Source organism: Desulfitibacter sp. BRH_c19, from assembly GCA_001515945.1.
Classification (GTDB): Bacteria; Bacillota; DSM-16504; order Desulfitibacterales; family Desulfitibacteraceae; genus Desulfitibacter.
Genome location: LOER01000033.1, coordinates 50,770 through 77,553 on the forward strand (window position 1 = coordinate 50,770; position 26,784 = coordinate 77,553).

Annotated in this window: 23 protein-coding genes; 6 read left to right on the forward strand and 17 right to left on the reverse strand. The window is 36.1% G+C overall.

The features are described from left to right. Positions 1–40: 40 nt before the first annotated feature. The 6 genes from APF76_10985 to APF76_11010 all read right to left on the reverse strand — a co-directional run bounded on the left by APF76_10985 (position 41) and on the right by APF76_11010 (position 10,779). A complete protein-coding gene (locus tag APF76_10985; GenBank protein KUO50230.1) occupies positions 41–1,420 on the reverse strand; it encodes a C4-dicarboxylate ABC transporter permease in 1,380 nt (459 codons plus the stop codon). A gap of 440 nt (positions 1,421–1,860) precedes the next feature. Then, positions 1,861–3,309, reverse strand: coding sequence for a hypothetical protein (locus APF76_10990; protein ID KUO50384.1), 1,449 nt, complete (start codon positions 3,307–3,309; stop codon positions 1,861–1,863). A 25-nt stretch (positions 3,310–3,334) separates the two neighbouring features. Next, positions 3,335–4,210, reverse strand: a complete 876-nt coding sequence (locus tag APF76_10995; GenBank protein KUO50231.1) for a hypothetical protein — start codon at positions 4,208–4,210, stop codon at positions 3,335–3,337. A gap of 84 nt (positions 4,211–4,294) precedes the next feature. Beyond that, the gene (locus tag APF76_11000; protein KUO50232.1) at positions 4,295–4,996 is read right to left on the reverse strand and encodes a hypothetical protein; all 702 of its coding nucleotides are present in this window, start codon (positions 4,994–4,996) and stop codon (positions 4,295–4,297) included. Positions 4,997–5,047: 51 nt separating this feature from the next. Then, entirely contained in the window at positions 5,048–5,929 is an 882-nt protein-coding gene (locus tag APF76_11005) for a hypothetical protein (protein KUO50233.1), read from the reverse strand. Beyond that, positions 5,926–10,779 carry a hypothetical protein gene (locus APF76_11010; protein ID KUO50234.1) on the reverse strand — a complete coding sequence of 1,618 codons (4,854 nt, stop codon included), beginning with the start codon at positions 10,777–10,779 and terminating at the stop codon, positions 5,926–5,928. The genes APF76_11005 and APF76_11010 overlap by 4 nt, the downstream gene beginning before the upstream one ends. Before the next feature lie 217 nt (positions 10,780–10,996). Between APF76_11010 and APF76_11015 the strand changes: the two genes are divergently transcribed. Both APF76_11015 and APF76_11020 read left to right on the forward strand, forming a co-directional pair. Further along, positions 10,997–11,176 (forward strand): hypothetical protein, encoded by a 180-nt coding sequence (locus tag APF76_11015; GenBank protein KUO50235.1) that lies wholly within the window; start codon positions 10,997–10,999, stop codon positions 11,174–11,176. Between the two features lie 56 nt (positions 11,177–11,232). After that, positions 11,233–12,123, forward strand: a complete 891-nt coding sequence (locus APF76_11020; protein ID KUO50236.1) for a hypothetical protein — start codon at positions 11,233–11,235, stop codon at positions 12,121–12,123. Here the strand turns inward: APF76_11020 and APF76_11025 are convergent. Beyond that, positions 12,110–12,670: a hypothetical protein gene (locus APF76_11025; GenBank protein KUO50385.1), complete on the reverse strand. Its 561-nt coding sequence runs from the start codon at positions 12,668–12,670 to the stop codon at positions 12,110–12,112. The two genes, APF76_11020 and APF76_11025, sit on opposite strands and share 14 nt — an antisense overlap. A gap of 148 nt (positions 12,671–12,818) precedes the next feature. Here APF76_11025 and APF76_11030 point away from each other — a divergent pair, with 148 nt between their 5' ends. Continuing rightward, positions 12,819–13,136: a hypothetical protein gene (locus tag APF76_11030; protein ID KUO50237.1), complete on the forward strand. Its 318-nt coding sequence runs from the start codon at positions 12,819–12,821 to the stop codon at positions 13,134–13,136. 176 nt (positions 13,137–13,312) lie between these two features. Here the strand turns inward: APF76_11030 and APF76_11035 are convergent, their stop codons facing one another. Continuing rightward, positions 13,313–13,639 carry a hypothetical protein gene (locus tag APF76_11035; protein ID KUO50238.1) on the reverse strand — a complete coding sequence of 109 codons (327 nt, stop codon included), beginning with the start codon at positions 13,637–13,639 and terminating at the stop codon, positions 13,313–13,315. A gap of 102 nt (positions 13,640–13,741) precedes the next feature. Between APF76_11035 and APF76_11040 the strand changes: the two genes are divergently transcribed. Together APF76_11040 and APF76_11045 are read left to right on the forward strand one after the other, a co-directional pair. Further along, positions 13,742–14,233, forward strand: a complete 492-nt coding sequence (locus APF76_11040) for a rubrerythrin (protein KUO50239.1) — start codon at positions 13,742–13,744, stop codon at positions 14,231–14,233. Positions 14,234–14,290: 57 nt separating this feature from the next. Next, the gene (locus tag APF76_11045; protein KUO50240.1) at positions 14,291–14,719 is read left to right on the forward strand and encodes a hypothetical protein; all 429 of its coding nucleotides are present in this window, start codon (positions 14,291–14,293) and stop codon (positions 14,717–14,719) included. A gap of 197 nt (positions 14,720–14,916) precedes the next feature. Here APF76_11045 and APF76_11050 read toward each other — a convergent pair whose 3' ends face one another. The 7 genes from APF76_11050 to APF76_11080 form a co-directional block, all read right to left on the reverse strand. Beyond that, positions 14,917–16,095, reverse strand: a complete 1,179-nt coding sequence (locus APF76_11050) for an MBL fold metallo-hydrolase (protein ID KUO50241.1) — start codon at positions 16,093–16,095, stop codon at positions 14,917–14,919. Positions 16,096–16,125: 30 nt separating this feature from the next. Continuing rightward, the gene (locus APF76_11055) at positions 16,126–17,085 is read right to left on the reverse strand and encodes a hypothetical protein (GenBank protein ID KUO50242.1); all 960 of its coding nucleotides are present in this window, start codon (positions 17,083–17,085) and stop codon (positions 16,126–16,128) included. 139 nt (positions 17,086–17,224) lie between these two features. Further along, positions 17,225–19,555, reverse strand: a complete 2,331-nt coding sequence (locus tag APF76_11060; protein ID KUO50243.1) for a hypothetical protein — start codon at positions 19,553–19,555, stop codon at positions 17,225–17,227. A 67-nt stretch (positions 19,556–19,622) separates the two neighbouring features. After that, the gene (locus APF76_11065; GenBank protein ID KUO50244.1) at positions 19,623–20,741 is read right to left on the reverse strand and encodes a radical SAM protein; all 1,119 of its coding nucleotides are present in this window, start codon (positions 20,739–20,741) and stop codon (positions 19,623–19,625) included. Between the two features lie 10 nt (positions 20,742–20,751). After that, positions 20,752–21,552, reverse strand: a complete 801-nt coding sequence (locus APF76_11070) for a hypothetical protein (protein KUO50245.1) — start codon at positions 21,550–21,552, stop codon at positions 20,752–20,754. Positions 21,553–21,661: 109 nt separating this feature from the next. Continuing rightward, entirely contained in the window at positions 21,662–22,909 is a 1,248-nt protein-coding gene (locus tag APF76_11075) for a copper amine oxidase (protein ID KUO50246.1), read from the reverse strand. 101 nt (positions 22,910–23,010) lie between these two features. Then, positions 23,011–24,780, reverse strand: coding sequence for a hypothetical protein (locus APF76_11080; GenBank protein ID KUO50247.1), 1,770 nt, complete (start codon positions 24,778–24,780; stop codon positions 23,011–23,013). Between the two features lie 200 nt (positions 24,781–24,980). Here APF76_11080 and APF76_11085 point away from each other — a divergent pair, with 200 nt between their 5' ends. Further along, entirely contained in the window at positions 24,981–25,469 is a 489-nt protein-coding gene (locus APF76_11085; GenBank protein ID KUO50248.1) for a hypothetical protein, read from the forward strand. 90 nt (positions 25,470–25,559) lie between these two features. On the opposite strand, the gene APF76_11090 is transcribed toward APF76_11085, so the two are convergent. Next, positions 25,560–26,339: a hypothetical protein gene (locus tag APF76_11090; GenBank protein ID KUO50249.1), complete on the reverse strand. Its 780-nt coding sequence runs from the start codon at positions 26,337–26,339 to the stop codon at positions 25,560–25,562. Further along, positions 26,326–26,775: a hypothetical protein gene (locus APF76_11095; GenBank protein ID KUO50250.1), complete on the reverse strand. Its 450-nt coding sequence runs from the start codon at positions 26,773–26,775 to the stop codon at positions 26,326–26,328. Before APF76_11095 ends, APF76_11090 begins: the two co-directional genes overlap by 14 nt. Between the last annotated feature and the right edge of the window lie 9 nt (positions 26,776–26,784).

Genomic DNA, 26,784 nt, shown 5'->3' on the forward strand with positions numbered 1-26,784 from the left:
ATAATACTATTTGACATATTAATACGTACACTAAATAAATTTAAAATGGTCCATACCCTATACTTACCGCTATCATCATGAAAATTACATTTACTATGTAGAATAAACCCATCAAAGGTAATATCCATTTGGCCCATTTATCCCATGGTATTCCAGCAACACCTAATGCCCCTATGAAGTAACCGGATGTAGGCCAAAATATATTAGAAAAACCATCTCCGATTTGATAAGCTAATACCGCAGTTTGTCTTGTTATCCCAACCAAGTCACTTAATGGTGCTAGAATAGGCATTGTTACTGCAGCCTGGCCACTACCTGATGGAATAAATAAATTTACGAAAGTTTGAATGAACATCATACCTACAGCTGTAAGATGTGAAGGCATACTTTGTAAAGGAACAGATAATCCCATAATAATTGTATCTAAAATAGCACCATCTCTTAAAATAACTAATATACCTCTTGCAAAAGCAACAATAACAGCAGCATATGTCATTTGTTTAGCCCCTTCAACAAAGTTTTCAAAAACTTCATTTAAAGAGAGTCCACCAAGCAATCCACCAATTATTGCCATTCCTAGGAATAAGCCTACTAATTCATTTATCCACCAACCTAATTTCGCCATACCAATTGGGAGAAGTATGAATGTAATAATCAAAGTTGCTAAGGCTAATTTATGACGAGTAGTAAATTCTTCATTCATATTTAGATTCAATTTTCTTTTTTGATCAATTTCATACATGGGGCTAGCTTTTGGATTTTTCTTTACTTTATTTGCATACTTCACAACAAATACGATTGCTATGACTACCTGCACAATAAAGAAAAAGAACCTTAAAAGTGCACCAGAAAATAAAGGTATACCAGCGATTCCTTGTGCTACGCCTACAGTAAAAGGGTTAAATAGAGCGGTTGCAAAACCAACACCCATTCCTACTAACCCTAACGCTGCACCGGTTATGGAATCATACCCCAACGATAACGCCAATGGAACAAATATCAGCATCAGGGCAATGTTTTCTTCTGCAGCTCCATAAGTTGCACCTCCAAGGGCACATATTAACATGGCAACAATAATTACTATATATTCCCTACCTTTTAGCTTCTTAACCAATCTTTTCATTCCAGCATCGATAGCACCAGTAGATTGGATAACATAAATTGAAGCTCCAATAAATATAATAAAAATAATTATCCAAGCTATTTCATCTGCACCCTGAGGTATAGACTTCAAAATATCTGTTGGCCCCTGTGGATTACTTTCTACATAGCTAAAACCTCCAGGATCAACAACCATTCTTCCATCCACTTCCACCGTTTCATACTGCCCTGCTGGTACAATCCATGTCAAAAATGCGGCAATAATAATCAAACAAAATAGAATTGAATAGGTATGCGGTATTTTCCTAAAAAGTTTCATTTTATCCTCCTTCTAATATTTTTTGTATTAAACTATATCTCTTCCCTAGATAAATCAATTCATTTGCATTTCCTCCTTCACTTTGGCGTTTGTTTATTAAATAAGCAAGTATTGTGCCATTTATCTGAATATTTTAAAATATGCGTTAAATTCTCTTATACTCCAATACAATAAGGTATATATAGCTTCTTCTTTCTGTTTCTAATATAGCCAAAAAATCGTCATATACATGACGATTTTTTGGACAAGTGACAATTATTTAGCATAAAAAATGAAATGCTATGATGCCTAGTGTAAAAGTCTTGAAGTGAAACTTACTGACTTGCACTATCATTAAGCATAATTTTCATAGGTAGATAGTATTAACACAACTACAGCTTCCGCCTTGAACAATAGATTTGGCTGAACGAGTTCACTAGCATAGCTGAACCCATGCAAGGCTAGCGGTGATAGTCATCGGATAAACAGTTAGGGTCAAAATTACCTAATACCTTTAATCTATAATGCAATGTTTGACGTGGCATTTCGAGTATTTTAGCTGCTTTACTTATATTGCCATTGCATTCTTTTAAGATTTCGCAAATTATTTTCTTTTCAACTTCATTAAGGGTGTTTTTTAATGATTTGTTCTTAGAGAAATTTATAATGCCATCTTTATACTGTAAATTAGGATTAATTGAAGCATTTTTTAGAATATTCAAAGGCAAGTCTTCAATTCTAATCCATTTTCCTAATCCTACATTCATAGCATGTTCTATACAATGTTGAAGCTCTCTGACGTTACCTGGCCACGTATATTTATTAAATATAGATATAACATTGGAATTAACACCCGTCACATCTATTCCTAATTTTTTATTGTAGTGGGAAATAAAATAATCTATTAGCATCGGGATATCAGACATTCTCTCCCTTAGAGGAGGTATCTGTAGATAAATAACATTGAGCCTATAGTATAGATCATTCCGGAGTTGTTTCAATTTTACAGCTTCTAGGGGTTCTATGTTAGAACATGCTATGATTCTCACATTTACCTTTTGTAGCTTAATATCACCTACTCGCCTAAAAGTTCCCTCCTGTAAAAACCTAAGGATCTTACTTTGAAGTTCTAGAGGCATGGAGTTTACTTCATCAAGAAATAGGGTTCCTTCATCTGCTAATTCCAATAATCCCATTCTATCTTCAGCTCCAGTAAAGCTACCCTTAATTGTTCCAAATAGTATACTCTCCAACAAAGAAGCGGGAAGAGCGGCACAATTTTGTGCTATAAAGGGACCTAGCCTATTTCCATGGTTATGGATAGCTTGCGCAAAAAGTTCTTTTCCTGTGCCTGTTTCTCCATATATGAGAATTGGAGAGACACTTTTTGCTACTCTGTTTGCTATATCTTTTAACATCATAAAGTTTTCGTTATTGGTAATTATGTCATTAAAGGTATATTTTGCTCCAGTATTTTTAACCTTTCGTTTTGTTCTAACCCTTTTAAGCAATTCCTCTTTTAATGCAATATTCTGATCAGATAATTGCTTAACATTGGTAATATCTCTGGCTAAATCGCAGGAACCAATGGTCTTTCCTTTGAATGTTAGTGGAAAGGTTGAACATAATATATTTACTACCTTACCTTGTCTTGTTTCATATGTTTGAACTCTCTCAATAATCGGTTTCCCGGTTTTTTGTACCTCAAATAAAGTGCTATTATTATAAAGGTTAGGATAAACTTCGGTTATATGTTTACCAATTACATCTTCTGCTTTTAAACCATCAAGATCCTCTGCAACAGGGTTATAATAGATAAATACTCCATTTGCATCTATTGCTGTAATACCTACATCTACATGAATGAAAATTTGCTGAAGAACATGATTTTCCTTTATAAGAGCTTCAATATCCAAATCTTTCACCCCCGTATACTTAGACCTGCCACAACATCATCCCAATTCTACTCTGTGTTTTCTTAATAATTTTTCCATCATTAGCCTTATCCAAAAGAAATTGCTTCACCCTGTTTTCTGTTTTTGTATCTATTTCTGTATACATTCCAATATGGCTTATGATTTCAACAAAAATATCCCCTAAATCAACCTCTCTTTGACTATTACTCTCCTCAAAGGAAATATTTGGCAAATATCCCATTGCATATAATAAGTTAAATGGATATATGATATTAGGTGAATAAGTTTTGTAATTTTCTCCTAAAATCTCTTTTGCAATTTTTTCCTGGAGTGGGTATTCTCTAGCACCTGCAAAACTGCTTAGATAACAATAACCTTTTGAAGCTTCAATCATTTTTTGGATTGTCTCCCGGTTATTAATTCCGGGCGACATAGAAGCAAAAACAAAGTCAAAGTACTTTTTCCATCCCATTGCTTGCAGATTAATATCTTCCCATTTTTCTGTTAGTGTTTGAATATTAGTAATCTTATCTTTAGTCATCTCTTTTTCTAAAATATCTATCATCTTCTCTGCAGGATCTAAAGCCCATACATTAGCTCCCATTTCGGCAAAGGGAATAGCAAAGTTTCCTGGACCAGCTCCAATATCTAATATTTTCATGCCTCTTATATCCTCTAAGTCAATGCCAGATTTTTCTAGAAAATTTCTTACAGAAATCCATCTTCTATTCATTGTTTTGCCCTGTGTTTGTTTTGCATAACTAGTAGCTCTTTTATTCCATTTCTTAACAGGGTATTCTTGATACCCAGAAACCCCACCCTTAGAATTAGAGTTTCTCCTAGCCTTTTCCCAAAGATCTTCCCATAAGTCCACTTTGCTAATATCAATTTCCATTATTGTCCTCCTAACTGGAAGCGTATGGACGGTTCTGCTGCTTCCTTGAAAAACCTCCAAATAATTTTAATGGACACACCCAACTCATATTATCTTAAGGGTTGATAATATATACAATATTGCTAGCATAATAGGCTGGTGCAGCAAATATACTATCAATGTTTTTTTACCAATGAATGAAATAGGATTGTTATCTAGATTTACTTTAAAAAGAGTCTGTTTTGTAGGATATAAAATTCGTGCAAAAAATATCCCATATAAAAAGATACCTGAATAGGGAAGTAACGGATAATAATCTAGCGCATAGTATGTTGGACTTGTTAAACCTAAGAAAATCAAGTAATCATGAGACATGGGTATGGTCAGAATAGCTTGTCCTACAAGAATCATCATTGTACCTGTCAACAGCAACAATGATTTATTTAGTTTATTATAGATAGGATAAAGCAGTACACTAACACCCAAAAAATGTAGAATTCCAAAGGCTATAAATGCCCTAGGGTCATAAAGATAAGTTGCAATTGTAATTACCAAGGCTACAGCAATAAGTTTTAATCCACGCCTCATATTGCCTCTGCTAAAGGTACAGCTAATGCCTGTAATTATAATGAATAAATAGGCAGAAAACTTTCCTAATGCATAGACAATGCCACTACTATACTCAATTGGATAATTATAAAACTCATTTAAATCCCATATTAGATGGAATACTATCATTGAAATAAGTGCAATTCCTCTAAAAAAGTCTATCTCCCATACCCTACCCCTGTAGATAATTTGGGACACTAATCTTCACCACCTAGTTAATATCAAGAAATTTAATTTAAGTAAGTGTTACTATTCTAGATTGGTTTTACTAAATATCAAAGTAACATAACTTGTAGTCTCTATTATATCATTATTTAACAATATCCCTGAATTTGTATTGTCAAGCATTTTAAATTCGTTAACCTCTAAATTCTCCATTGCTGAAAACAATACACCTATAGATGCTGGTGAGTCTAAATATTCATTACCCATCGAGAAAATCCTTCCCAAATTTTTTGAGTATAAGGCATGGATGGTTTCCCTATCTCGTTTTTGCGCTTCATCCCTAGTAAGGTAGTGGGAAAAATCCACAGAAGCTATTATAATACATTTGTCATCTTTCAAAAATTCTGCTATAGATATTCCGAGATTCATGGCTTCTTGTCGTGATACATCATGATGTAAAATTATTGGAACCACTTTAGTGTCTGGTAAATAATACTTTATAAAGGGCATCAGGCTTCCCATGGAATGCTCTGAATCAAAAACTTTCTCAGTAACCTTTACTAAGCCCAAGGCAGTTAGTTCCTCAATAATCTCCCGGTTGCTTTTTACAATCCCAAATGGTGTTTGCCAGCCAAGGGTTGTGGTAAGTATCTTCTCACCCTTATTAAAGTGATTAGGGCCTACGAGAATTATAGTAGAAGGCTGCTGAGAATACAATTCATGAAAAACCCCTTCAATCAACTCATGGGCAAGCAGATGATGGGGCACAACTGCCCCATCAATATGAACGCCATTATTATTAATTTCACTAAAATCTACATTATAACTAAAAGACTTAGGCTCAAAAAATACATTTGGATAAACGGAAGTTTGAGTTGTAAATTCATTAATAAATTCATTGGTGTTAAAAGCCATCATCCACAAACCTAAACCAAGTATTAGAATTAAAAGAAATCCTCTTTTCATTGAATTGTCACCGTATCCCTAGGAGTGTTATGATATATTTTCCCGCTTCTTACATGTTGAATATGGGCAGGTTCTGCTGAGAATTCACCACCACTAATTACCCTGGTATAGTATGTTAAGGAATATGTTGATTTGCCATATACAGCAAATACAACCTTCTGTCCATTAACTTCAACAGGATATCCATTCTTAATATCGTTGATTCCCCAGATATATGGTCTTTGAATTATCTTTAGTCCTGCTGGCAAATAGTCTGTTATCAGATATGTGCCATCTAATGCCTTATCACCAAATTCATAGCTTATATTTACCTTTACAAGATTATTTACTTTAAACTGACCTGTATTATCTGGTGTACTGTATGACCGCGTTATTTTAACGCCGTCAATTTCTGAAACTGATATATCCGCCGTTTCAGTTAAATAAACTGAAGTAGCGCCAATTTTTCCTTGGATATCATAAAATTTAAGTGTGCTTAAATCCTCTGGAGTCAGCATTAGTGTTAATGTTTCATCTAGCTGCAGGGTAGCCTTTTCCTCTTTCCCCTCAATTGAATAAGTAAAGCTAATTACTTTTTTGTCCATATCAGGTAATGTTGCCTTTAGATATAGCAATTGCTCTATATGTGTTAATATATCCGTTGTGAAGTTTTCCATTATATACTGCTGCAACCTATTCTTTTCATCAAAATTTAGACGGGCTGCCGCAATTGCAGCAAGAGAAGTTACTTCAAGAATATCATCCTGGTCTTTGCCAGTATTAATTCTAAGCAATGGGCCAAACTCCTGGGAACTATTTGCTATTAACTCTTGCAGCATTTCTTTTGATAGCTGCCAATCACCTAATTCAATTAAGGCTAGTATCAGATAGGATTTTTCCTTATGTGTTAAATCAGTCTGCTCTAATACAATATTTATTTCCTGCAATACAGGCTCTCCAATGGATGCCAGTCCATATAGGGCAACAATGCCTCTTTCCCGAGTTTCTTTAGGATCATTTGCTATTCTTTGGAAATATTCACCAAGCAAAATGCTGTCATAGCCTTCTTCATATAATCCTGCTAACCCTGCAATTTTTGCACTCAATTCAAGCTCGGCATCTGAGTATGGTAATAAAGCTAAACCGCCTTCTGGTGTTTGATAGTTAAAAAAGTCCTCACGTTCTTGTGCTATCATAACTTCTATTTCTGGAAAATACTCCTGCAACAATTCATTGGCAACAACTGCTGCCAGCTTCTGATCTATCCTATTTCCCATTTGGCCAGTTAAGCCCAATAATATATTAAGATATTGACTTTTCTCATATTCAGCAATTGTGACTGTGGTCAGATGATTTTCAGCTCCGCTTATCTTAGTATTATCATCAAGCAAATAAAAATCAGTATGCTGCTGTTCTCTGAAAGTATCCTTTACTGTGAAAGCTAATGTTAATGTATCAGATAATTCTCCTTTAGTTGAACCCGTTACAGTAAGAGAATAATTCCCCTTTGCTAAAGCAGGTAGTGGAAAATTAACTGTTTTAAATGCCTCGGCTGATTCATTCTTATTAAAGACCGTGGTGCTATCTTTTTGGAGCTTCAATGATAAATCTACGGTATCTCCATTAAATAGCTTATCTCCAAAAGATCTTACTGTAATAATTGGTTTATCCCCTGTAAGATATAAATCGTTTGCAACCATATCTACAAAGAATGGAAGTTTAACCTTGATGTTTTTAGAAGCACTTCCTGCCCGTAGGTCTTTTGTTACTGCCTGATAAGTCAAACGCCATGAAGTCAGATTGTCTGGTAATGTAAACGATACTTCAGCTTTACCATCTTTACTAGTGGTTATTGTATCAAAGAAAACAGCATCTCTAAGATCCTTCCTATCTGATCCGCCTTCACCACCATGCTCTGCACCAAAACCGCCCTTAGGGATTTCATGAGTAAGTACAGTCTTTCTTATTCCGGAAGAAATGAAATCTCCATATAAAGATGATAGAATGTTTACACTCTGGTCGCGCAAGGCATAGAGTGCTTCATCAACAATATTTAGATTTACTGTGGCAGCAACAGGTTTTCCGCCTTTATCCGTTACCTCCACCTGCAATTCTACCTTTTCACCTGGTCTATATTCCTCTTTATCCGCAGTTACTTGAACATCAATGGATTTTTCCTTTTCATCATAGGCAACTAATAATTCAGGAGATTCATGATAGTACCTACCATCAAAGAAAACTCCCTTGACATAATAATTTGGTATTAGCTCATCCTTAAAAGTATTTTGATAAAGAGGTTTATCCTGAATTTTATGATTAAGTAGACCTTCTCTAGCATCGATGAATAAAAAGCTGTTCATTCTATCGTTTAATGGAACCTCATTGTTCATAAATGTAAGTAGAACCTCTTCTTCAGACTTAAATCTATTATTTTCCTTATCCGATTTTAAGTGATACCACTGATAATCATACTCTCTGAAAAAGTGGGGTCCTCTCACATATACTTCACTAAAAGCCGGGTTACCTCTAAAATCTACAGCCCTTAATTCTACCTTGTATGATTGATCTCTTTGCGCAGTAAATTCAAATGTACCCTTCCCACTTCCATCAGTAAGAAACTCACCCTCTGTAATAAGCTCTTTCCTGTAGGTATAACTGTATTTCTTCTCGACCTTCTTATTTATAAAATCATAATATTCCCCTGCCTCCTGTTTTTCCCATACATCTCTATACACTTTAGCATTTATTATGTGGTTAGCAACTATGGCTCCTTTAAAAGCATCTTTCTCCCACAATTCCACTTCTCCCCTGTTATACTTTTCAGGAGTAAGCCTGTTTACAATAACATCTATTCTACCAGCCGTGTCGTTTATAATTTGACCCTTTCCCTCAATGATTAAGTCATTATTAAGAACCACTAATGATTCTTCAGTATAAATCTCACCACTTTCCGGAGAATCAGTACGTACATAGATACTCTGATGCTGGATTGGTGAATAAACGTTCTCCTCATATCTTGGGTTGTAAACAACTGATGCCTTTCCTTCATTGTCTGTAGTAATTCGGCTACTGTTACCAGCCATATGATAATTTAATGCCAGATTTGCAGCTCCAGTACCTTCAAAAAAGGCAGCAGAGATATTGAATTCCATCTTTTCTCCAACAAAAAGGGCCTTCTTAGATGGAGTTACATCAATTTGATATGCTGGTTTTGTGTAAGTTTGCACCTCAAATCCATCCTGAACAATAGTGTTATCTCCATCCTTTACTGATATAGAGTAATAACCAGGAGCAAGGTTTGGTAGCTCTAGACTCCCTTTAAAAATATCATCTTTTATCACAAGATTCATAGATGTAATACTAATGGACTGCTCCCACATTCCCCATTTTGTTAATTCTACTGTTATTTCGTCAGGTGCTTTTACACCTGATTTACGAGGCTTAATAAGTCCCCAAAATTGGACAATATCATCGGGTTTATACAGTCCCCTATCCAAATAAATATACTTCCAATACTGCTGCCTTGCTTTTTGATCACTTTCCAACTGGCTGTATGTGTAATATTCGGAATAAGCTGCTGCAACACTTTCCTGATTACCCAGCGAAATAGACAAGTAAGTATCTTCAGTATTTTCAAGGGGGGATGCCAGTAGTGCTATACCATTTTTATCGGTAATGCCCGTTTCTTGATTGTCATGGGAACGAACTGTTGCACCCTTGACAGGAATACCTTTTGCCAGGTCGTTTACCCAAACAAGGGTTTTATCCTGGGTTTCCGCCGAGTATATACCAAGATCTGTTACCTGAAACCATACCTGGCTTTTGGCATCACCAAATGATAATTCTGCTAAGTAAAACCCTTGATTAAGCTTATCTGGAAATAGTAAATAGCTTTCGAAATCCCCCGTTATAGGAGTGCTAAAATTAGTAACTTGGGTTAGTTTTGTGGTATCTTCTCTATAATGCCTGCGACTGCTGTAAGCCCAATAGGGTATCTTAGCTTTTTCCTTAAGGGCATTTATATATTGCTCTGAGTCCTTATATTTAAAGATATCTACATCTATATCAGGGCTTTTAACATTATCCCTGCTGTAATAGCTCATACCTATTACTGGAATATCCGCAGTTGTATACTCATATGTATTTTTATACAAGTATAAATCATTGTTTTTTGCTGTGTTGTTACCTTCCTCCTGGGTCTCAAACTGGAATGTATAGTCCTCAGTCAATTCTGTATCACTATTAGAAATATTTAATCCACTTTTAATTTTTACTGTATATAATGTTGAAGGTTCTAATTTCTTTGGAACAAATACTAATGTTTTTTTATGAACTTCGAAGTTTCCTTCTACCTTGGGATGGATTTCAAAGTAATCATCTATCTTGTCAAAATCTAAATGGCTAAAAGCTACCTCAATCCCTGTATCCACCGGAACGCCACTTGATTTGTCCCTTGGCAACGTGGAAACCACCCTAAAATCACCCTTTGTTTGAAATGCCCATCTGAAAGTCTCTCCATGATTTACATCAAGAGAAAACCTGTAAATCTGATTGGGCTCGAGGGGTTCTTTGGGAACAATTTGAACTTCTCCACTACCCTGCTCCCCTTGCTTTAGAGTAAAACTTGTCGAAGGCTCAACAGATAAATTATTTTCTACAGATTTAAGGCTAATATCATCTATAGATTTTAGGATAAAGCTCGTTCCTAAATCCACCCCTGCATTATCGTAGGTAACTGCTTCTAAAGTAACATCAGCTGCAAAGACACTTACTGTATCTATAGAACCGCTGTCTCTATTAATAAAGAACAAAATGCCTACAACCAACACAAGGGCAATCATAATAATTATAGGCTTGGAATACCTTTCCATAATCATCTCTCCCAATAATTGAATTCAAATCAATAGACGAAAAATCAATGAGATAAGTTCCAGTCTTTGCCTTAACTTAGAAAGATCAGAAAAGCTCTAGTTTTGTAAGAAAATTTTCAAAAACATTATCTTGCGGTATAATACTATTATACTTGAAATATCCATTTAACTATTACACTAAGATTATCACGATTTCTTAGAGAGGAGATTAATTTGCATGAGAAAGGGTAAATATAAACAGCTCTTCATGATATTTGTTTTAGGAAACGTCATCCCCTTAGCCTTTTCACTTTTTCAACCAAACTACGATCCAAAACTTTTCTTAGCAATATTTAATATTATAATGATGTTTGTTATCTTCTACTATATAATAAGAGACATTACTGGAAGGTTATAGTCCAAAAAGACTAATATCATAATCTTAACTACTTAAAACATTTGGAGGGTTATCTAATGGACAAAGAAAAATTATGGGGTGGGTTAAATCAGCCAAATCTAAAACCCCAGGAGGCAGATTTTACTATTGTAGGCTTACCATTTGATGAAGCTAGCAGTTATAGAAAAGGTTCTGCCCTCGGTCCCCAAAAGTTAAGAGATATATCATATCATATCCCACCAAGTACTGAAGAAGGACAGCCCATATCTGGTATTTCTTTAGTTGATCTGGGAGATTGGTTGCCTAAAGGATTGTCCCAGGAAAATTACTTTGAGCAGGTTGAAGAGAAAGCCGCAATGCTATTTGGCAAAACCTTTCCCATCTTCATCGGTGGTGACCATTCAGTCACTATCCCTGTCTTGAGAGCCATGAACCGAGCGTTCACAGAACCAGTTGGCATTGTACATTTAGATGCCCATCTGGATTTATGTAACATATTGGACGGTAATAGCCTATCTCATGGTTGTACCCATAGAAGAGGCCTAGAACTTGATTCCTTTTCCCTCGAAAATACATATTTTGTGGGTATTAGGTCCTGTGAAACCCAAGAATTAGAATTCATTAAAGATAAGGATGCTAATATCTACACTTCTAGAACGCTCTTTGAAACTGGTGCAAAAGTCATTGCTGAGGAAATTGTTCGAAAGCTTTCGGGACTGAACAAAATCTATCTGACACTTGATATTGATATACTTGACCCTGCTTTTGCTCCAGGTACGGGCACACCCAAGTCAGGTGGTATCAGTTCAAGAGAACTACTTGAACTTCTTAGAGTCTTTTCCAAGCTACCTCTTGTTGGAATGGACCTTGTGGAAATGTCACCACCCTTGGACTGCTCAGATATTACAGCCTTTGCAGCTCAAAGGGCTATCACAGAAATGCTTGGACATCTCTCTAAAAAGTTTTAAGCATGTCTTTGAATTTTGTTAATTTATCAGGTTTTGAAAGTATTTCTCCAGGAGGATCTACCTGATTTACAAAGAACTCAAGTTTGTATTTTACATCTAACATTTTATAAAAGTATTTGATGGTCTTTTTAGAGCAATCGTGTACGCCTTGGAGATTCATACCAGCAGTTGAAATAAACATTCCAGGCTTGGGTGGTTTTTCATTAACCTTCAACACATATTTTCGAGCCCAATACATCTGTGCTCGATCAATCATTCCTTTAGCCAATGCATTTATATTCATTGAAAATACTGGAGCAGCTATGATAAGCTTGTCTGTATCTTCTATCTTTTGGAACAGGTCAACTAGGTCATCTTTAAATATACAGATGCCTGTTTTAGAGCATGATTCGCAACCTATACAAGGTTTAAATTTTAGCTCCCTTAAACGTACTATATTTGTTTTATTTCCTTGGCTTCCTAGGTAATCAATTGCTGTTTCTAAGAGGATTGTACTGTTACCCCTAGGTCTTGGGCTACAAGCTATACCCAATATATTCATTGCCATCAACCTTTCAATGATTTTTTTACTAAAATGCAAAAGTGCCGTTTTCTTCTGAACTCTGTCTTCTGTCTTCTGAGCTAGATGGATAATCAGTAAGCTTCATACAAAAAACATGTACTGAAGGGAGGAAGGTGCAAATGCACCAGATAACATGAAAGTATTCTATTTTATAGCAATTGTATTCTTTGTAATTGGTTATCTCATACGTTATCAAAAGATGTATAACCTAATGGCCGGTTATAGGATCAGCTCTAAAAAAGGTAACATTACCAACGCAGAGGGACTCGCAAAGGAAATGTTTTGGCTGTGTATGGTTCTTGGTGTACTTTTTCTTATGGTACCCTTTGTAGTCCATATTCCATATGCCCCACCCATAATTTTTGGGATAGCTATATTTTATAGTGTCATTGCAGTATTTAGGGCCAATATGAAATATGATGTTCGTTTTCAAAAACCTCCACGTAAGTAAACTATCTAAAGATCCAAGGAATTTATCCAAAACTCTAAATAGGTTAAGGCCCCCACTTCGATATAAGGAAAGGGGACACACCTGTGAGTAGAACCAGGAATTTCCCCAATTTGGCTAAATCAGGTGGAGTAGAGTCTCCATCTAATTCCCCTATGTTCAGCTTTGGGTGAACGAGTTCACTTCTTTTTATAATAATACGGAGTTCTAAAGTATATACGTATTGCTGCCACTAAGATAATAAAGGTATACAGCCACCAGACATAGTAGTCAATCACCCTTATGCCTAAAGGAATAAGCATTGTAGTAATTCCAATGGTGAAGAGCCATTTACCCATGAATTGGCTTAAGCCCTTTTTATCTTTGATATATTTCTCTTTGTATCCAGCAATTAAAGCGATCTTTTGCTTAAACCAAATTAAATACCCTAACATACAAACTAGCAAACCAATAAATATCAGAATGAGCTCATCACTAACTAATAAAATCTGTCTTTCTATCTCCATAAATACACCTTCCTACTCAAAGGTAGATTTGACTTTTGTTGGATAAAATTGTATAACTATTATACTACTATAATATAATCTTAGTATACTGGAGGAATAATAATGAGTACAGAAAAAAATTTAAAAGATGCCTTTGCTGGGGAATCCCAGGCTAATCGAAAATATTTAGCTTTTGCAAAAAAAGCTGATGAAGATGGCTATCCTATAATAGCTAAATTATTTAGAGCAACTGCTGAAGCTGAGACACTTCATGCTCATGCACACCTTAGAACATTAGGAGCAATTAAATCAACTAAGGAAAACCTTGAAGCTGCAGTTGAAGGGGAAACATATGAATTTACGAAAATGTATCCCGAATTCATAGAGGAAGCAAAACAAGAAGGAAACAAGAGAGCACAAAGGTCCTTTGAACTTGCCAATGAAGCTGAAAAGGTTCACGGTGGCCTGTTTAAGAAAACATTAGAAAAAATGGATAAAGTAGAAGACGTTGATTTCTATCTTTGTGAAGTGTGCGGAAACATTGTAGAAAATAGTGCTCCTGAAAAATGTTCTATCTGTGGTGCACCTGCTAGTAAATTTAAAAAAATAGACTAGATAAACTTGTAACCCACACTATTTGTGGGTTGTTCTATCAAAGGAGGTTAAATAAGTATGAAAAAAATTCTAGTTGCCGTTGATGGTTCAGATGCAGCTCAAAAGGCAGCTGAAAGAGCCCTTGAGCTTGCAAAAGCCCTTTCTGCAAAAATAACAGTTATTTCTGTAGCAGTACCTGCTCCAGCTCCAATTCACTGGAGTGGAACACATTTTTACTATGATGAATTATTGGAAAGACAAAAGAAGCAAGCAAAAGATCTATTGGAAAGCTATAAGAGTTTCTATGAAAAGGAAAACATCCAAATTGAAATGATTGCCAAGGAAGGTGATCCAGCAGAAGAGATTTGCCAGGCAGCCAACTCTGGTGACTACTACATGGTCATCATGGGCAGCAAAGGTTTAACTGGTATTAAAAGGGCTCTCATTGGTAGTGTTGCAAACTATGTAGTTCAAAGCTGTAAGTCCCCAGTACTTGTGGTTAAGTAGAAATCGATATAAAGAAAACTTCTAATAGTATACGAAAAACAGGGGGCCTTTATTGTTAGTAGTCTAAATATAGGATAAGCAAAGCCTACCTTTACTTTAAGTAAAGGTAGGCTTTTTTGACCTGAAATATAAACATTATTTGCTAAAGTAGTGAGTATTCTTATTGGTTGTGAAAAATATTATCTCAAGAATCGCCCTTATAGAAAGCTTTTACCAAATTCCTCACATTTAGAAATCATTTCGTTATCTGGATTCCATAAGACTTTCAGACCTTGATTTGCTATTTCAAAACCAGCTTCTTCTAATCTCTTAGTCACTACCTCTACAGATTCACCACTCCAACCATAAGAACCAAAGGCTGCAGCCTTTTTACCTTTAAAGCCGAGGCCCTTAATTTCCTCAAGCAATCCTGCAATATGGGATAAAATGCCCCTGTTGATAGTAGAAGAACCAAACAATACAGCTTTTGATTTAAAGATTTCTGTGATAACATCATTTCTATCAGATTTAGCTATATTGTACAATTTCACTTTCATTGTTTCATCAGTTTTTTTAAGTCCATTAGCTATAGCCTCTGCCATTCTCTTAGTTGAATTCCACATGGTATCATAAATAATAGTAACTTGATTTTCCTGATAATCATCTGCCCACTTGGCATAAAGCTCAACAATCTGCATTGGGTTATCGCGCCAGATGACACCATGACTTGGACATATGATATCTAGGGGTACATTGAAATCAACAATTTCGTTAATTTTTTTGGGAACAAACTTACTAAATGGAGTTAATATGTTTGCATAATACTTGATTGCTTCAGCTATTAGCTCATCTTTATCTACTAAATCATTAAAAAGAACTTCTGTTGCATAATGTTGACCGAATGCATCATTACTAAAGAGAATATTATCTCCTGTGAGATAACAAAACATGCTGTCTGGCCAATGAAGCATTGGAGCTTCTATAAACATTAGCTGTTTATCACCTAAATCTAGCTTGTCTCCTGTTTTTACTATTTGGAAATTCCAATCCTGATGCATCTGTGCTTTTATCATCTTAGCACCATTTTTGGAACAATAGATAGGAACATCTGGTATCCTCTTAATTAATTCAGAAAGCGCTCCACTATGGTCAACTTCTGAGTGGTTAGCCACAATAAAATCAATATCTTTTAGATCTATTGCTTTTTCTAAGTTGTCCACATACTCATGGGCAAAAGGCGTCCACGCGGTATCAATCAAAACATTTTTCTGATCTTTGACCAAATATGAATTGTAACTAGATCCTCTGTGTGTACTTAATTCTTGTCCATGAAAATGTGTAAGCTCCCAATCAACTTTTCCTACCCAAGTAACACTATCAGTAATTTTCATATTCATATAAAAACCTCCATAAACAATTATTTTTTGTTATTGATAAACAATATTATTCATTTCTCCACCAGATATATACTTTTTACATTGTTCAATAAAATAATCTACTGCATTGTCCATAAAGTAATTGGTAAAGGTTGCAGAATGGGGTGTTACCACCACTCTTGAATGGTTTTTAAGTGGATGTTCTACTGGAGCAGGTTCCTGAGATAGTACATCCAACCCACACCAAGAAATAATTCCTTCATCTAATGCCCAAAGAAGAGCATCCTCATCTACGGTACTTCCTCTACCAAGATTAATAAAAACTGTACCTTTATTCATATTCTGAAACATTTCCTTATTGAAAAACATAAAGGTTGTTTCTAATTTTGGCAAAAGGTTTACAACTATTTTGCAATCTTGTAAAATATGAGGAATCTTGTCCATATTTGCCCAAATTATATCGTCTTGAGTCTTATTATTTGGTACAATACGTCTTATACCATAGGCTTTCATTCCGAAACCTTTAGCCATTTTTCCCAGTTCCGTCCCTATTGAACCGCATCCAATTATAGCCATACTAGTACCTTTGATATCAAAGAATTCATCTGCCACATCAGATCTATAGTTCTGTTTAACAGTCTGCGCCCTAGATGAGTATATTATTCCCCTAGAAAATCCTAATATGAATCCCATTGCATGCTGTGCCATGGGATAACCATGATACCCGGAAGAGGTCGTAAAAAGAATACCCGATTCTTTAATTTCAGGGGATTCTATGTAATCTGCTCCAGCAGAAGGAGTAGTAATCCATTTGAGATTTTTTGACACATCCAGCCATTTAACTTGAAATGACCACCCAAAATATATGTGTGCATCGGAAATCATCTGGGAGATATCATCCATTTTATTATGGTAAACAGCTACATCAATATCAGGTAAAGATTCTTTAATTCTTTGAATCTGATGCTCCTTTATTTTCCAAAAATCATATTTGTGATTTAAATTTATCAAGAGCTTAATCTGCTATCACTCCCACAATTTAGGCAATTTTATGTTTATACTCCTATTCTATTTTTTTCTAATCTTTTCCTTCTCTATACATAAATCTCCATATTTATTTCATAATATTATTTACCATAATATAACTACTTCATTTTGCAAATTTCTCTAGACTGCCCATTTGGGAAAGCACAATTTCCATCCCATCATCACTAACCTGAAGAAACTCTTTTTGATCATAATTTAACTCATTATCACTAAGTTTTGCCACTTTGCCGCTTCCAACTTCCATATCATAAACAACTACATGCTGCCTGTTTACATTATTTTCCTCTTTATAGCCCTTAATCACCAGCTTCGTTGAGTCATTGCTCCAGATCATTTTTGTATTAAAAAAGTCCAACTCAAAATCTACACAGTTTAAGCTTGTAATAAGATCACCATTAGCATCTATGATCCTAATATTTTTTGAAGAATATCTACTACTTCCATTCAGTTCTACGACTGCTATCTTGCTATTATCTGGTGCAACAGTAGGAGCATGAACATTTTGCTTCAGCCTGGTGGTTTTACCTGTTTTTATATCAATCTTTACAAGGTCACATATGCCTTCCCATTGTTCCCGCCAGTTTTCTAACAGCAAAGTGCCATTATCCAGCCATGTAAAATTAACAGGCAGGAGACCTTGAATGTTGTTGTTAAAATATGGTAATATGTCTGTTTCATACTTGGTAAGAATCCTTTTTCCCTTACTGTCCATAATATATAAGTTGAGGGGTAGTCCCATAACATCATATGTGTTTTCCCCATGATAATAAGAAAATACTGCAATTTTTGTATCATCAGGGGCAGGTTTGGCACCCAAAATCCACTCGTTTTGTGCCACCTTAATCTCTGTCATTTCCCATGAATTTATATCTAATAGGTTTTGCTGGTTAGTGATAACCTTGGGGGAGTGATTAAACCATGAGGTTTTCAGCCAACCACCTACTGCTTGAAATACCATATCCAGTTCCCTTATTTCTCCTGTTTCAACATTATAGACAGCTGGCATCCCAGGAAAAGCATCACCAGCACTAGGAAGGTGCTTAATAAAAGAAATCCACTTCCTATCTGTGGAATAGTTAAAATTGTCATACTTTTGCCCAGCAAATGTCTCCAGAACCTCCCTATTTCCTGTATCAAGATTCCAGGAGATTATATTGCGGGCATAGATATATTTCCCATTTTCCATAGCTTCACCAGTAGCATTGGATCTCCTAGAGTACTCTACACCGTCTTGATCCCAGTCCTCAGCTGTATAATAAAAATCCTCTGTTCCTTTAAGAATACAAGTTGAATAGCCTACTAATTCCAGATCATAAATATTTAGATCGCTTGTGAAATAAAGTCCTTCAGCATTTGCATTTGGGATATCATCTCCACGCCTGGTATAGGTAAAATAATTGCCATTTGGTGACCAAAGTGGCCCTGATAAGTAATCAACTGACCCTACTCCCTTACCATTAATAATATCAAAAACATAGCCAGTAGAAATTTTTGAAGGCCCAGTCCCTAATATCAGATATTTTTCCTGTGGAGACCAGCTTAGGTCTGGAAGACTACCTGCATAGGAATATTTTTTGACTAGTGCAAAATATTTTCCATTCTGACAATAAGCATTATAGCCTCCTCCGTTTTTGACCAGGATAAGTTCATTTTTGCCTGAAGGTGATGTATATTTTTGCAAAATCTTATTTTTGAATGCAACTTCTAGAGTTCCATCCTCCGGTGGATACCACTGTCGATGGGAATTTCCATCCATCTGGTTATAAGCATACTCTAATACTCCATCCTCATGCCAGTGCAGCGGCCTAAAATGCTCCTTCTGATTTGCCTTTTTTATAATCTTAGTTTCTTTACTATTAATATTATACATGACTAGATCTACAGTTCCGTCTAACTCCCATTCAATAGGGGGGTTAAGATAACGCACCTGCCCGAGAGCCAGCCAATTCCCATCAGGTGACCAAACTGGTTTTCCTACATAATTGATACTGTTCACCTTGGTATATGTTTGAGCATCTAAAATCTCACCCAGGCGTAAAGAGGACATCCCTATATCTGCAATAGCGTAGTTACTATTCGGAGACCAATAGAACCCATCAATCTTACCCTCTATTTCTGAGACAGCATTAGGCTCCTTTTCTCCAACCTGCCAAATAAAAATTCCACCCGTTTCTTTAAGCTGGTCAGCAACAATATAAGCAACCTTCTGTTGGTCAGGAGACCACGTTTCTAAGGATATATCTTTCAATTCTGCTAAATGTGCCTTTATAAACCGTTGTGAATAGTGCGATATATCAGGCAGCTGGGATTTATCTCCACTATGTTCCGCTTGGGATGGAATATTGTTTTGTTCAGGAAGTTCCTCCCGTTGGTTCATCGTACAGCTAATTGTTAATAGACTTATCATCAGCAAGATAAAGAGTACCCTTTTCATACTGTCTCCTTTCCCTGATATCCTACATTTTTCGTGTATCAAAAATTCTGTTACTATGTAATTGGCATTAACTACTTTTCCGATCCTCTATCAATGAAAGTAGGGGATACATGTCATTATAATGCTTTTGAATAAACATGGGATTTCGTTTTTTATAAAGCTTTTTTGCCAGTTTATCGGCAATTGGCAGGAGGATTCTCTCATGGGCACATAATACTGGTGAAACCTTTTCTATACTGCCTGTTGCCTGCTTATTCAAGCATCCGCAATGATGATTGCAGCGGTTTCTGATTGCACACTCACCACACTCTTTCTTTTCAACTTCATTTAGTGTGTAGAGAGCCTCCCTTCTTTTCTCGATTATACCAGCATCCACATTACCAATGGTGCTGTCCTTTTCACCGACAAATTGAACACATGGATATAATGTACCATCAGGACCAACCGATATTTGTTTTTTTCCTAGCTCACAGCGTTCTTTTCCATATGTTTGACCGTTAATATGAGAACTTATTTTAACCTCAAAGGGACTAAGATAAAATTTATTTTCTGCTAGTGTCATTTCCAGATAAAAAGCTGCCAGCTCCTTGTACTGTTTCTCTAATTTCTTCATATCCCTATCCGTCCATACTGCAGCATAATTTAATGAACATATTAAATACCTAAAGCCTCTCTGATACAGATATTGAACTGATTCAGCATACAAATCCACCGTATCTGGATTGACCACCATAAGTACAGGTGCATAGGGACGTTGTGAAAGCAGCAGCTCCATTTTGCTGCTAAGCTTCTTAAATGTTCCACGACCATCATTATCCACGCGGTGCTTGTCATGGGCTTCTTGTACACCGTCATGGCTTAGGGCAATAAAAAGATTATGCTTTAAGGAGAACTCCATAAATGCTTCATCCAGTAAAAGCCCATTAGTGGTAACCTTATAGTGAAATCTACAATCATTGTTTTTTTCCATCCACCTGCAGTATTCTACAGTTTCATAAATTATATCTTTGCATAAAAGGGGTTCTCCTCCAAAAAATATGATGCCCACAGAATTTTTTTCATTTGCCGCCATATTCACCGTTTTTACAACCGTCTCTTTATTCATTTTAAGGATATGACCCTTGTCCACATAACAGTATTTGCAAGCCATGTTGCAGTTATTTGATAAATGTAATGTATAATGCATCATCCATCACCTATATGATTTCCTGAGCTTTAAGCCACTCAAGAAAACCCTTTACTTGCTCTCTCAGCTCGGCTGATGCCAATTCCTTGGTTTTTAGCTCCATTTCTGCATAGTCATATTGTTCAATACCTAGCTCCCTCAATTCCTCATAGGGTGTCATGGGATTATAGAATATTCCCAGGTTAAAATCACCATTTTTCCCATTTGTTCCCTGCTGCAGCAGCTTTGCAGTAGATAAAAAGTCAAAATCATCTACCGATGACCTTATGTCCTGCTTTTTCTGCCATTGTTCATAATCTTCTCTTGATACAAATTCAAAGCCTATTTTTTTTGAAGCATCGTATCCGTCTAATGTAAGATCTCCCCTTCTTGTAGCATCTATTGCTTTCCCATCTCCTAAATAGAATTTGGTTTCAGGGATTTCCACTCCCTTTAAATCAAGAGCTTTTCTTTCAAACACAATATTATATTTTCCTGCCTCTGCCTGTATCACATCAAAGGCTTCTTCCTCTGATAAAAATGACGGGGGTGCCACAGATACACAACCAAAGCTTCCCCTTCCATTGCCATTTTCAAAAATGGGAGCTACTGCTACTTTGTTGAGCTGACTTTTTGAAATTGATCCACCCTCGTCAGTCGATGTGCTGCAGCCAACCAATGAAAAAGCCAAAATCGAAGTTAGTGCAGCACCAATATAGATATTACCCTTCCATCTTATTGGGACTGTCTTTAACAGATCGGGATTCTCTAACAATACAGATTTTTCCGGATATGTGGGAGCCTTGTATTTTTTGACAGGTCTTAGATTCATATTATTTCATCCTTTCTAGTTATCGCCTATACTTGTTTGACGGCTATACTCCCTCATTTGTTCACTACTCTCCAACACGTCCCGGATCTACTGCCTTATTATAAAATAATTAGCGTGTTGCTATTTTCAAGACATCCCACATATCAGTAGATATTAAGCCTAATCTCCATAAAGCTATTCCTTGCAAATTGTATCTTTTCGCAATGCCTATTTTAGATAGAATGCTGTCTGGTGTTTCGTATGGAGCAGATATACCTAGTACTAATTTTTCAGCTGGAACATAAGCAATAGCCATTTCAACAGCTTGTAACACTCGATTTATAGGTTCTGGTTTGGGTCCATAGTCATAAGCCATAATAATAATAGTGTCTGCTACTTCTCCCAACGCCTTGTAATCATATCCATTATATGCACTATTGGGGGGATGAATTGTCAGCGTAAGGGTTTTATTATTGGCGTGTAATTCTTCAGATAAAAGCCTAACAAACCTTGTAAACCTTTTTTGTTCATCTAACAAGGCTTCTCCTTTTTCAGAAAGCCCTAGACTCTCGAAATTAAGATTAACCCCTCCATACATTACTACTTCTGCTAAAATGCTATTAATAGAATTTTTCATTGCTTCCTCATTTGCTATTATAGAGGAAATGGTACCATCACCATTGGTAATGTGTATTAACATTTCCGTAGCCAAATTAAAGTCGTAGGCAGTTGTTAGAACAGCCTCCCACCCAGCTGGCCTTTGCCAACCAGTTTTACTGTTAAGAAGCAGATTGCCTTCTCTATCCATGCTGTACCAACCAAAAGCTAATTCATCTACCACATCAGTATTTCCTTTAGCAGCTTCTGGATATGGCGCTCCAAAAAGATTAGTCCAACTGCTTGTCCTAGTATCACCAAGGGCGTAAAAACCTATGACTTTCATCTCAGCAGGTGCAGATATAATTTTCACTTCATTTCTAGAGCCAATCCATTCTACATTACAATTAAAAGCTTCGCTAAAAAAGCGAAGTGGAATCAGAGTCCTTCCATTAATAATTTGTGGAGAAACGTCTAGTGTTACAGCCATTTCATTTATGTATGCTGTGCTGCTGCCAATTTGTAGCTGAATGCTTGTCCCTTTATCTGTAGCATTTATTGTTTGACTGCCACCGTCCCATTCAACTTTTACATTTAAGTCCTCTGCAATAGCACGAAATGGAACCAAGGTGCGTCCGTTTTCAATTATCGGTTCTACATCAAAGTTTGTTGGTAAACCATCCACAAGAACAGAAATTCTTTCCTCTTGAGCAAAAGTAATTGGTGACAAGCTAAATATTATACAGATACTCAAGAAAAGCACACCAATTAAACGTTTCATTTTATCTCCCCCATTATGATATTAATACTTAAGTCACTTCTCCTATTATTATTGGATTATTGATAAGCCTGATAGCTGATAGTCTTAAGTATATTACTGCATCATTTAGTAACGCATATACCGCTTTCACTAGGGTTGAGGCTGTACCAGAACACGATGCGACCATCTTCCAATACGCCTAGTATATGTGTTTGAGCAGCCTTGACTGAGGCAATATTTTGCTCAACTTTGAAGGTTTTCAAGTTAAGGCGATTGATATAACTCATATTATTTGCATTATCACTATTGTCCCAGACCGTTGTTATAAAAGAGGCATACTCCTGCCCTACATAACAATATTCAGGGAAACGAATGTAGCCTGTGTCACCAGGGTTATCCAACTCAATTTCTGTTACGACACCAGACATAAAATCCAAATATAAGCTTTTAGGAGTAGATGTTTGATTCTTAGAATCATAAATATGTGTATTTACTTCAAGTGAACCTGTATCATAATGAATATTTCCTGTGGAAGAGCATTCCGCAGTTATATCAAAGGTCTTTACTGTATCCTTTTCTAGGTCGCACAGGGTATAACCCATAGTGTTTTCATAGCCGCTCATAATAGTTATAACCTTTTTATCTTCTGCAACAAACCTAGGAAGAAAGTGATAGGAATTATCAATTAAACTACTTTCTTCAATTGGTACTGTTTTTGAAAGAAGCTGCTCACTATTATCACTAGTATTAAAAAGCTTAACGCCTATATTATCAGTAAAAACATATTTTGTAAGATCCCTTGATACATCATAACCACCAAAGAAAACATCAGGGTTTCCCTTTTCGTCGGTAGTTGACATTGGGTCAACTTTTTCCGCTATTACTATTGGTATTGGGGTCTCTTCTAGATTCTCAAGGTTTTTATCAACGGTTATTATTTTATTAGGGAGACGTACTACAACTTTTTCACCTGCTACCTTAACGTCAGAGTATGCAAAGTTATTGCCAAGATCAAGCGCCTTTTCTATCTCCATTGTAAGGGGATTCATCAGCATTAATGAACCATTCTTTCCTTTTGCATAAGGTGTGTAAGCAAGAATCACCCTGTCCTCAGTTTCCCCAACCATTGAAAGCTCTTGCATTTGCCCATCAAAACCTACAATTTTGTCAAAATGTTCATAATCCCCCGTTAAGACGACCAGGTTGTTATTTATCCATTCTCGTTTGCCCTTATCAAAATATAGGCTGCCGTCATCATGCTGCCTTAGCGTATAGGTCATTGTACTATCTACTTTTCGGGTGCGGTATGTATCATATGACACTAAAACTGCTTTAATTGAACCGTCGCTATTTCTAGTAACCTTATCAAGATGCATGCCCCAAGAGTTGTTCTCAGTATTAGCCGGACGGCTCGTTCTTCCGCCAAGAGCAAAAATAAAAGCACTTTTCTGGGAGTCATAGTAATAATCTTCAACTTCCGACAAATCTAGGCTGTTCAAATTAAAGTAACGCTGTGCATATTCAAGAACAGTATCGAGGGGGAACAGCCGCAGATAGCCACCCTCGTCAGCTATGGCTAAACCATCCTCACCATGCTCCAATGTATACTTTTCCCATGCGTATTTGGCTATGTTAACCGGGTCTATTTCACTTGGAGCATTGAACTCAGGAGTGTTACCTATAGTAGTTATTGTATCATATAAATACTCCTGCCATAGCCTTTCCATCTCTAATGGATCAGTTATGTCCCCGATTTGCTGATCTAATTCCTGTTTTTGTTCAGGTACAGAGGAATTATTTGACAGCTGGCCAGAATTATTTTTGCATCCAGAAACACTTAACAAAAGGACCACCATGACCATGACGAGGATTATAGTTTTATTATTCTTCACTAGGAATAACACCCCCTGTTATTACTTTTTTAGACAACTTTTTAAATTCACCTACTATAACCAATCATTTCAATGCCCATTGCAATAAAATCTACTACTTTAATGTCCGCTCTGATATTTATTATTTTTTGGTTATATCTACTGTCTTTTATGAGATACTAAATTAAGAAACAAATTTTCTTTAATAGGTGTTGGGTTATATGTCAAAACTAACAAAATTAGCGGCATCAGTCATTGGAGTTGTTATAATTATTTTGCTCATTACTTATGGCTCTTTCATGGGTGTATATTACTATACTTCTACTCCAGAATTCTGTAGTGGTTGCCACTATATTAAACCCTATGTTACTTCATGGAATAATTCACCCCATCAGGATGTTAATTGCCTGCAGTGTCATGAACCTACAGGCTCTTTAGGCAAACTACACTCAAAGTCTAGAGGATTAAATTATTATGTTTCTGATATTACTGAGAATTACGTAATGCCTATTATTAGTGCTTCATATATTAATAATAAAGGCTGTTTTGGATGTCATACCGGACAATACCCAAATTTCCCCAACGCAGTTACGATTAAGAACAATCAAGATCATTTAGAATATCTTAAGGAAGATAGGACTTGTTCATCATGCCATAATGATACAGGTCATGAAACAAATATAGGTATAGATGAAATATTTATAGACTAAAACCTGACAGACGAAACGTCCCCTTGTCACCTCCTTATGAAATAAATCGGATCCACCGTTTGCGATAACAATTCCTCACCTCTTTGAAAATCAAGCTAACCATTCCTCTTCTTCTCTGATCTCCAAGTAGAAAGACATCATGGCAAAAATAACAGCCGTTCCTAAATATCCATAGATGAGAATGGCTATAAAGGCAAGTATTGGGGAAGCTGCAACCATGTAATTGGCTATAATGCTAAAAATGGAAGCAAAGAGGGCTATCAAAAAAACAAAGGAAAATACTTTTCCTAGATTAGCTTTAATTAGATTCCAAGACCTTTTAGCACCATCTATAACGTCAGTATTTTCTACAACTATTGCGTAGTCCCAGAAGATAAGTAGAAAAGCAACGATAAAAACTCCTATCAACAGAATCAAGGCTACTGGACCCAAAATAAGTGCAATTGGAATAAACGCAAGGACAACAAGAAAAATAACTACAAGCTGAAGTAAGAAACGTCCAAAGAACTTTTTGCCATAAGTGATAAAAGTATCCACACTAAAGCTCTCCCCCCGCAGTCCTGAAAGAACACTTCCTAGAAAAGCACCCGTGAGAAAGGCGGAAGCAATTAAGAAAAAAGCAAATAACAAGACAGCAACAACCCCACCCAAATAAGCAAAAGGTAGATTAACTATAAATCCACCGCCTGCCTGTTGAGGTTCAGCCAGCACCTGAGTAAGACTTGGAATAGCTGAAGGAATACTAAATTTAATATTAAAATCCTGTGAGCGTTGCAAGATATCTCCTAACTGTATTAAATCAAGTACGACTGCTAAAAAAACCAATGGTAGAAATTTTGGTGTTAAAGAAAAACCTTTATTTAGATGCAATTTTTTCAAACCTTTCTGTCATTTTTTTATCATTAACTAATCTACAGACCTCACAACGTCCCGTTGCAAGTAGCTGTTGTATTATTTCTATTTTTATATTCATAAAGCCTGCAACTTGGGAAGAAGAAAAGCCACAGATGTCACGTAACACCACAGTAAATCTTTCACTAGCTGGCAAAGTGTTGAGAATTGCCTGCAGCTGACATGATGTGTCCTGCTCTTCAGAATAACCCGGTATATGATAAGGATACTGATTTACTGTTAGATCAACTATCTCTTTCACAGCATATTGAAACAGTTCCTCATTATCTACAGATATCCCCTGATTTGCTACATTTTCAACAGCATTTAAAGCTATTCTTTCAGCTAGTTGGGTATTTCCTGTTAGCCTATATGCGAGGTTATATAGTTTTGTAGGAAGACTTATATGTTTCATTCCAACACC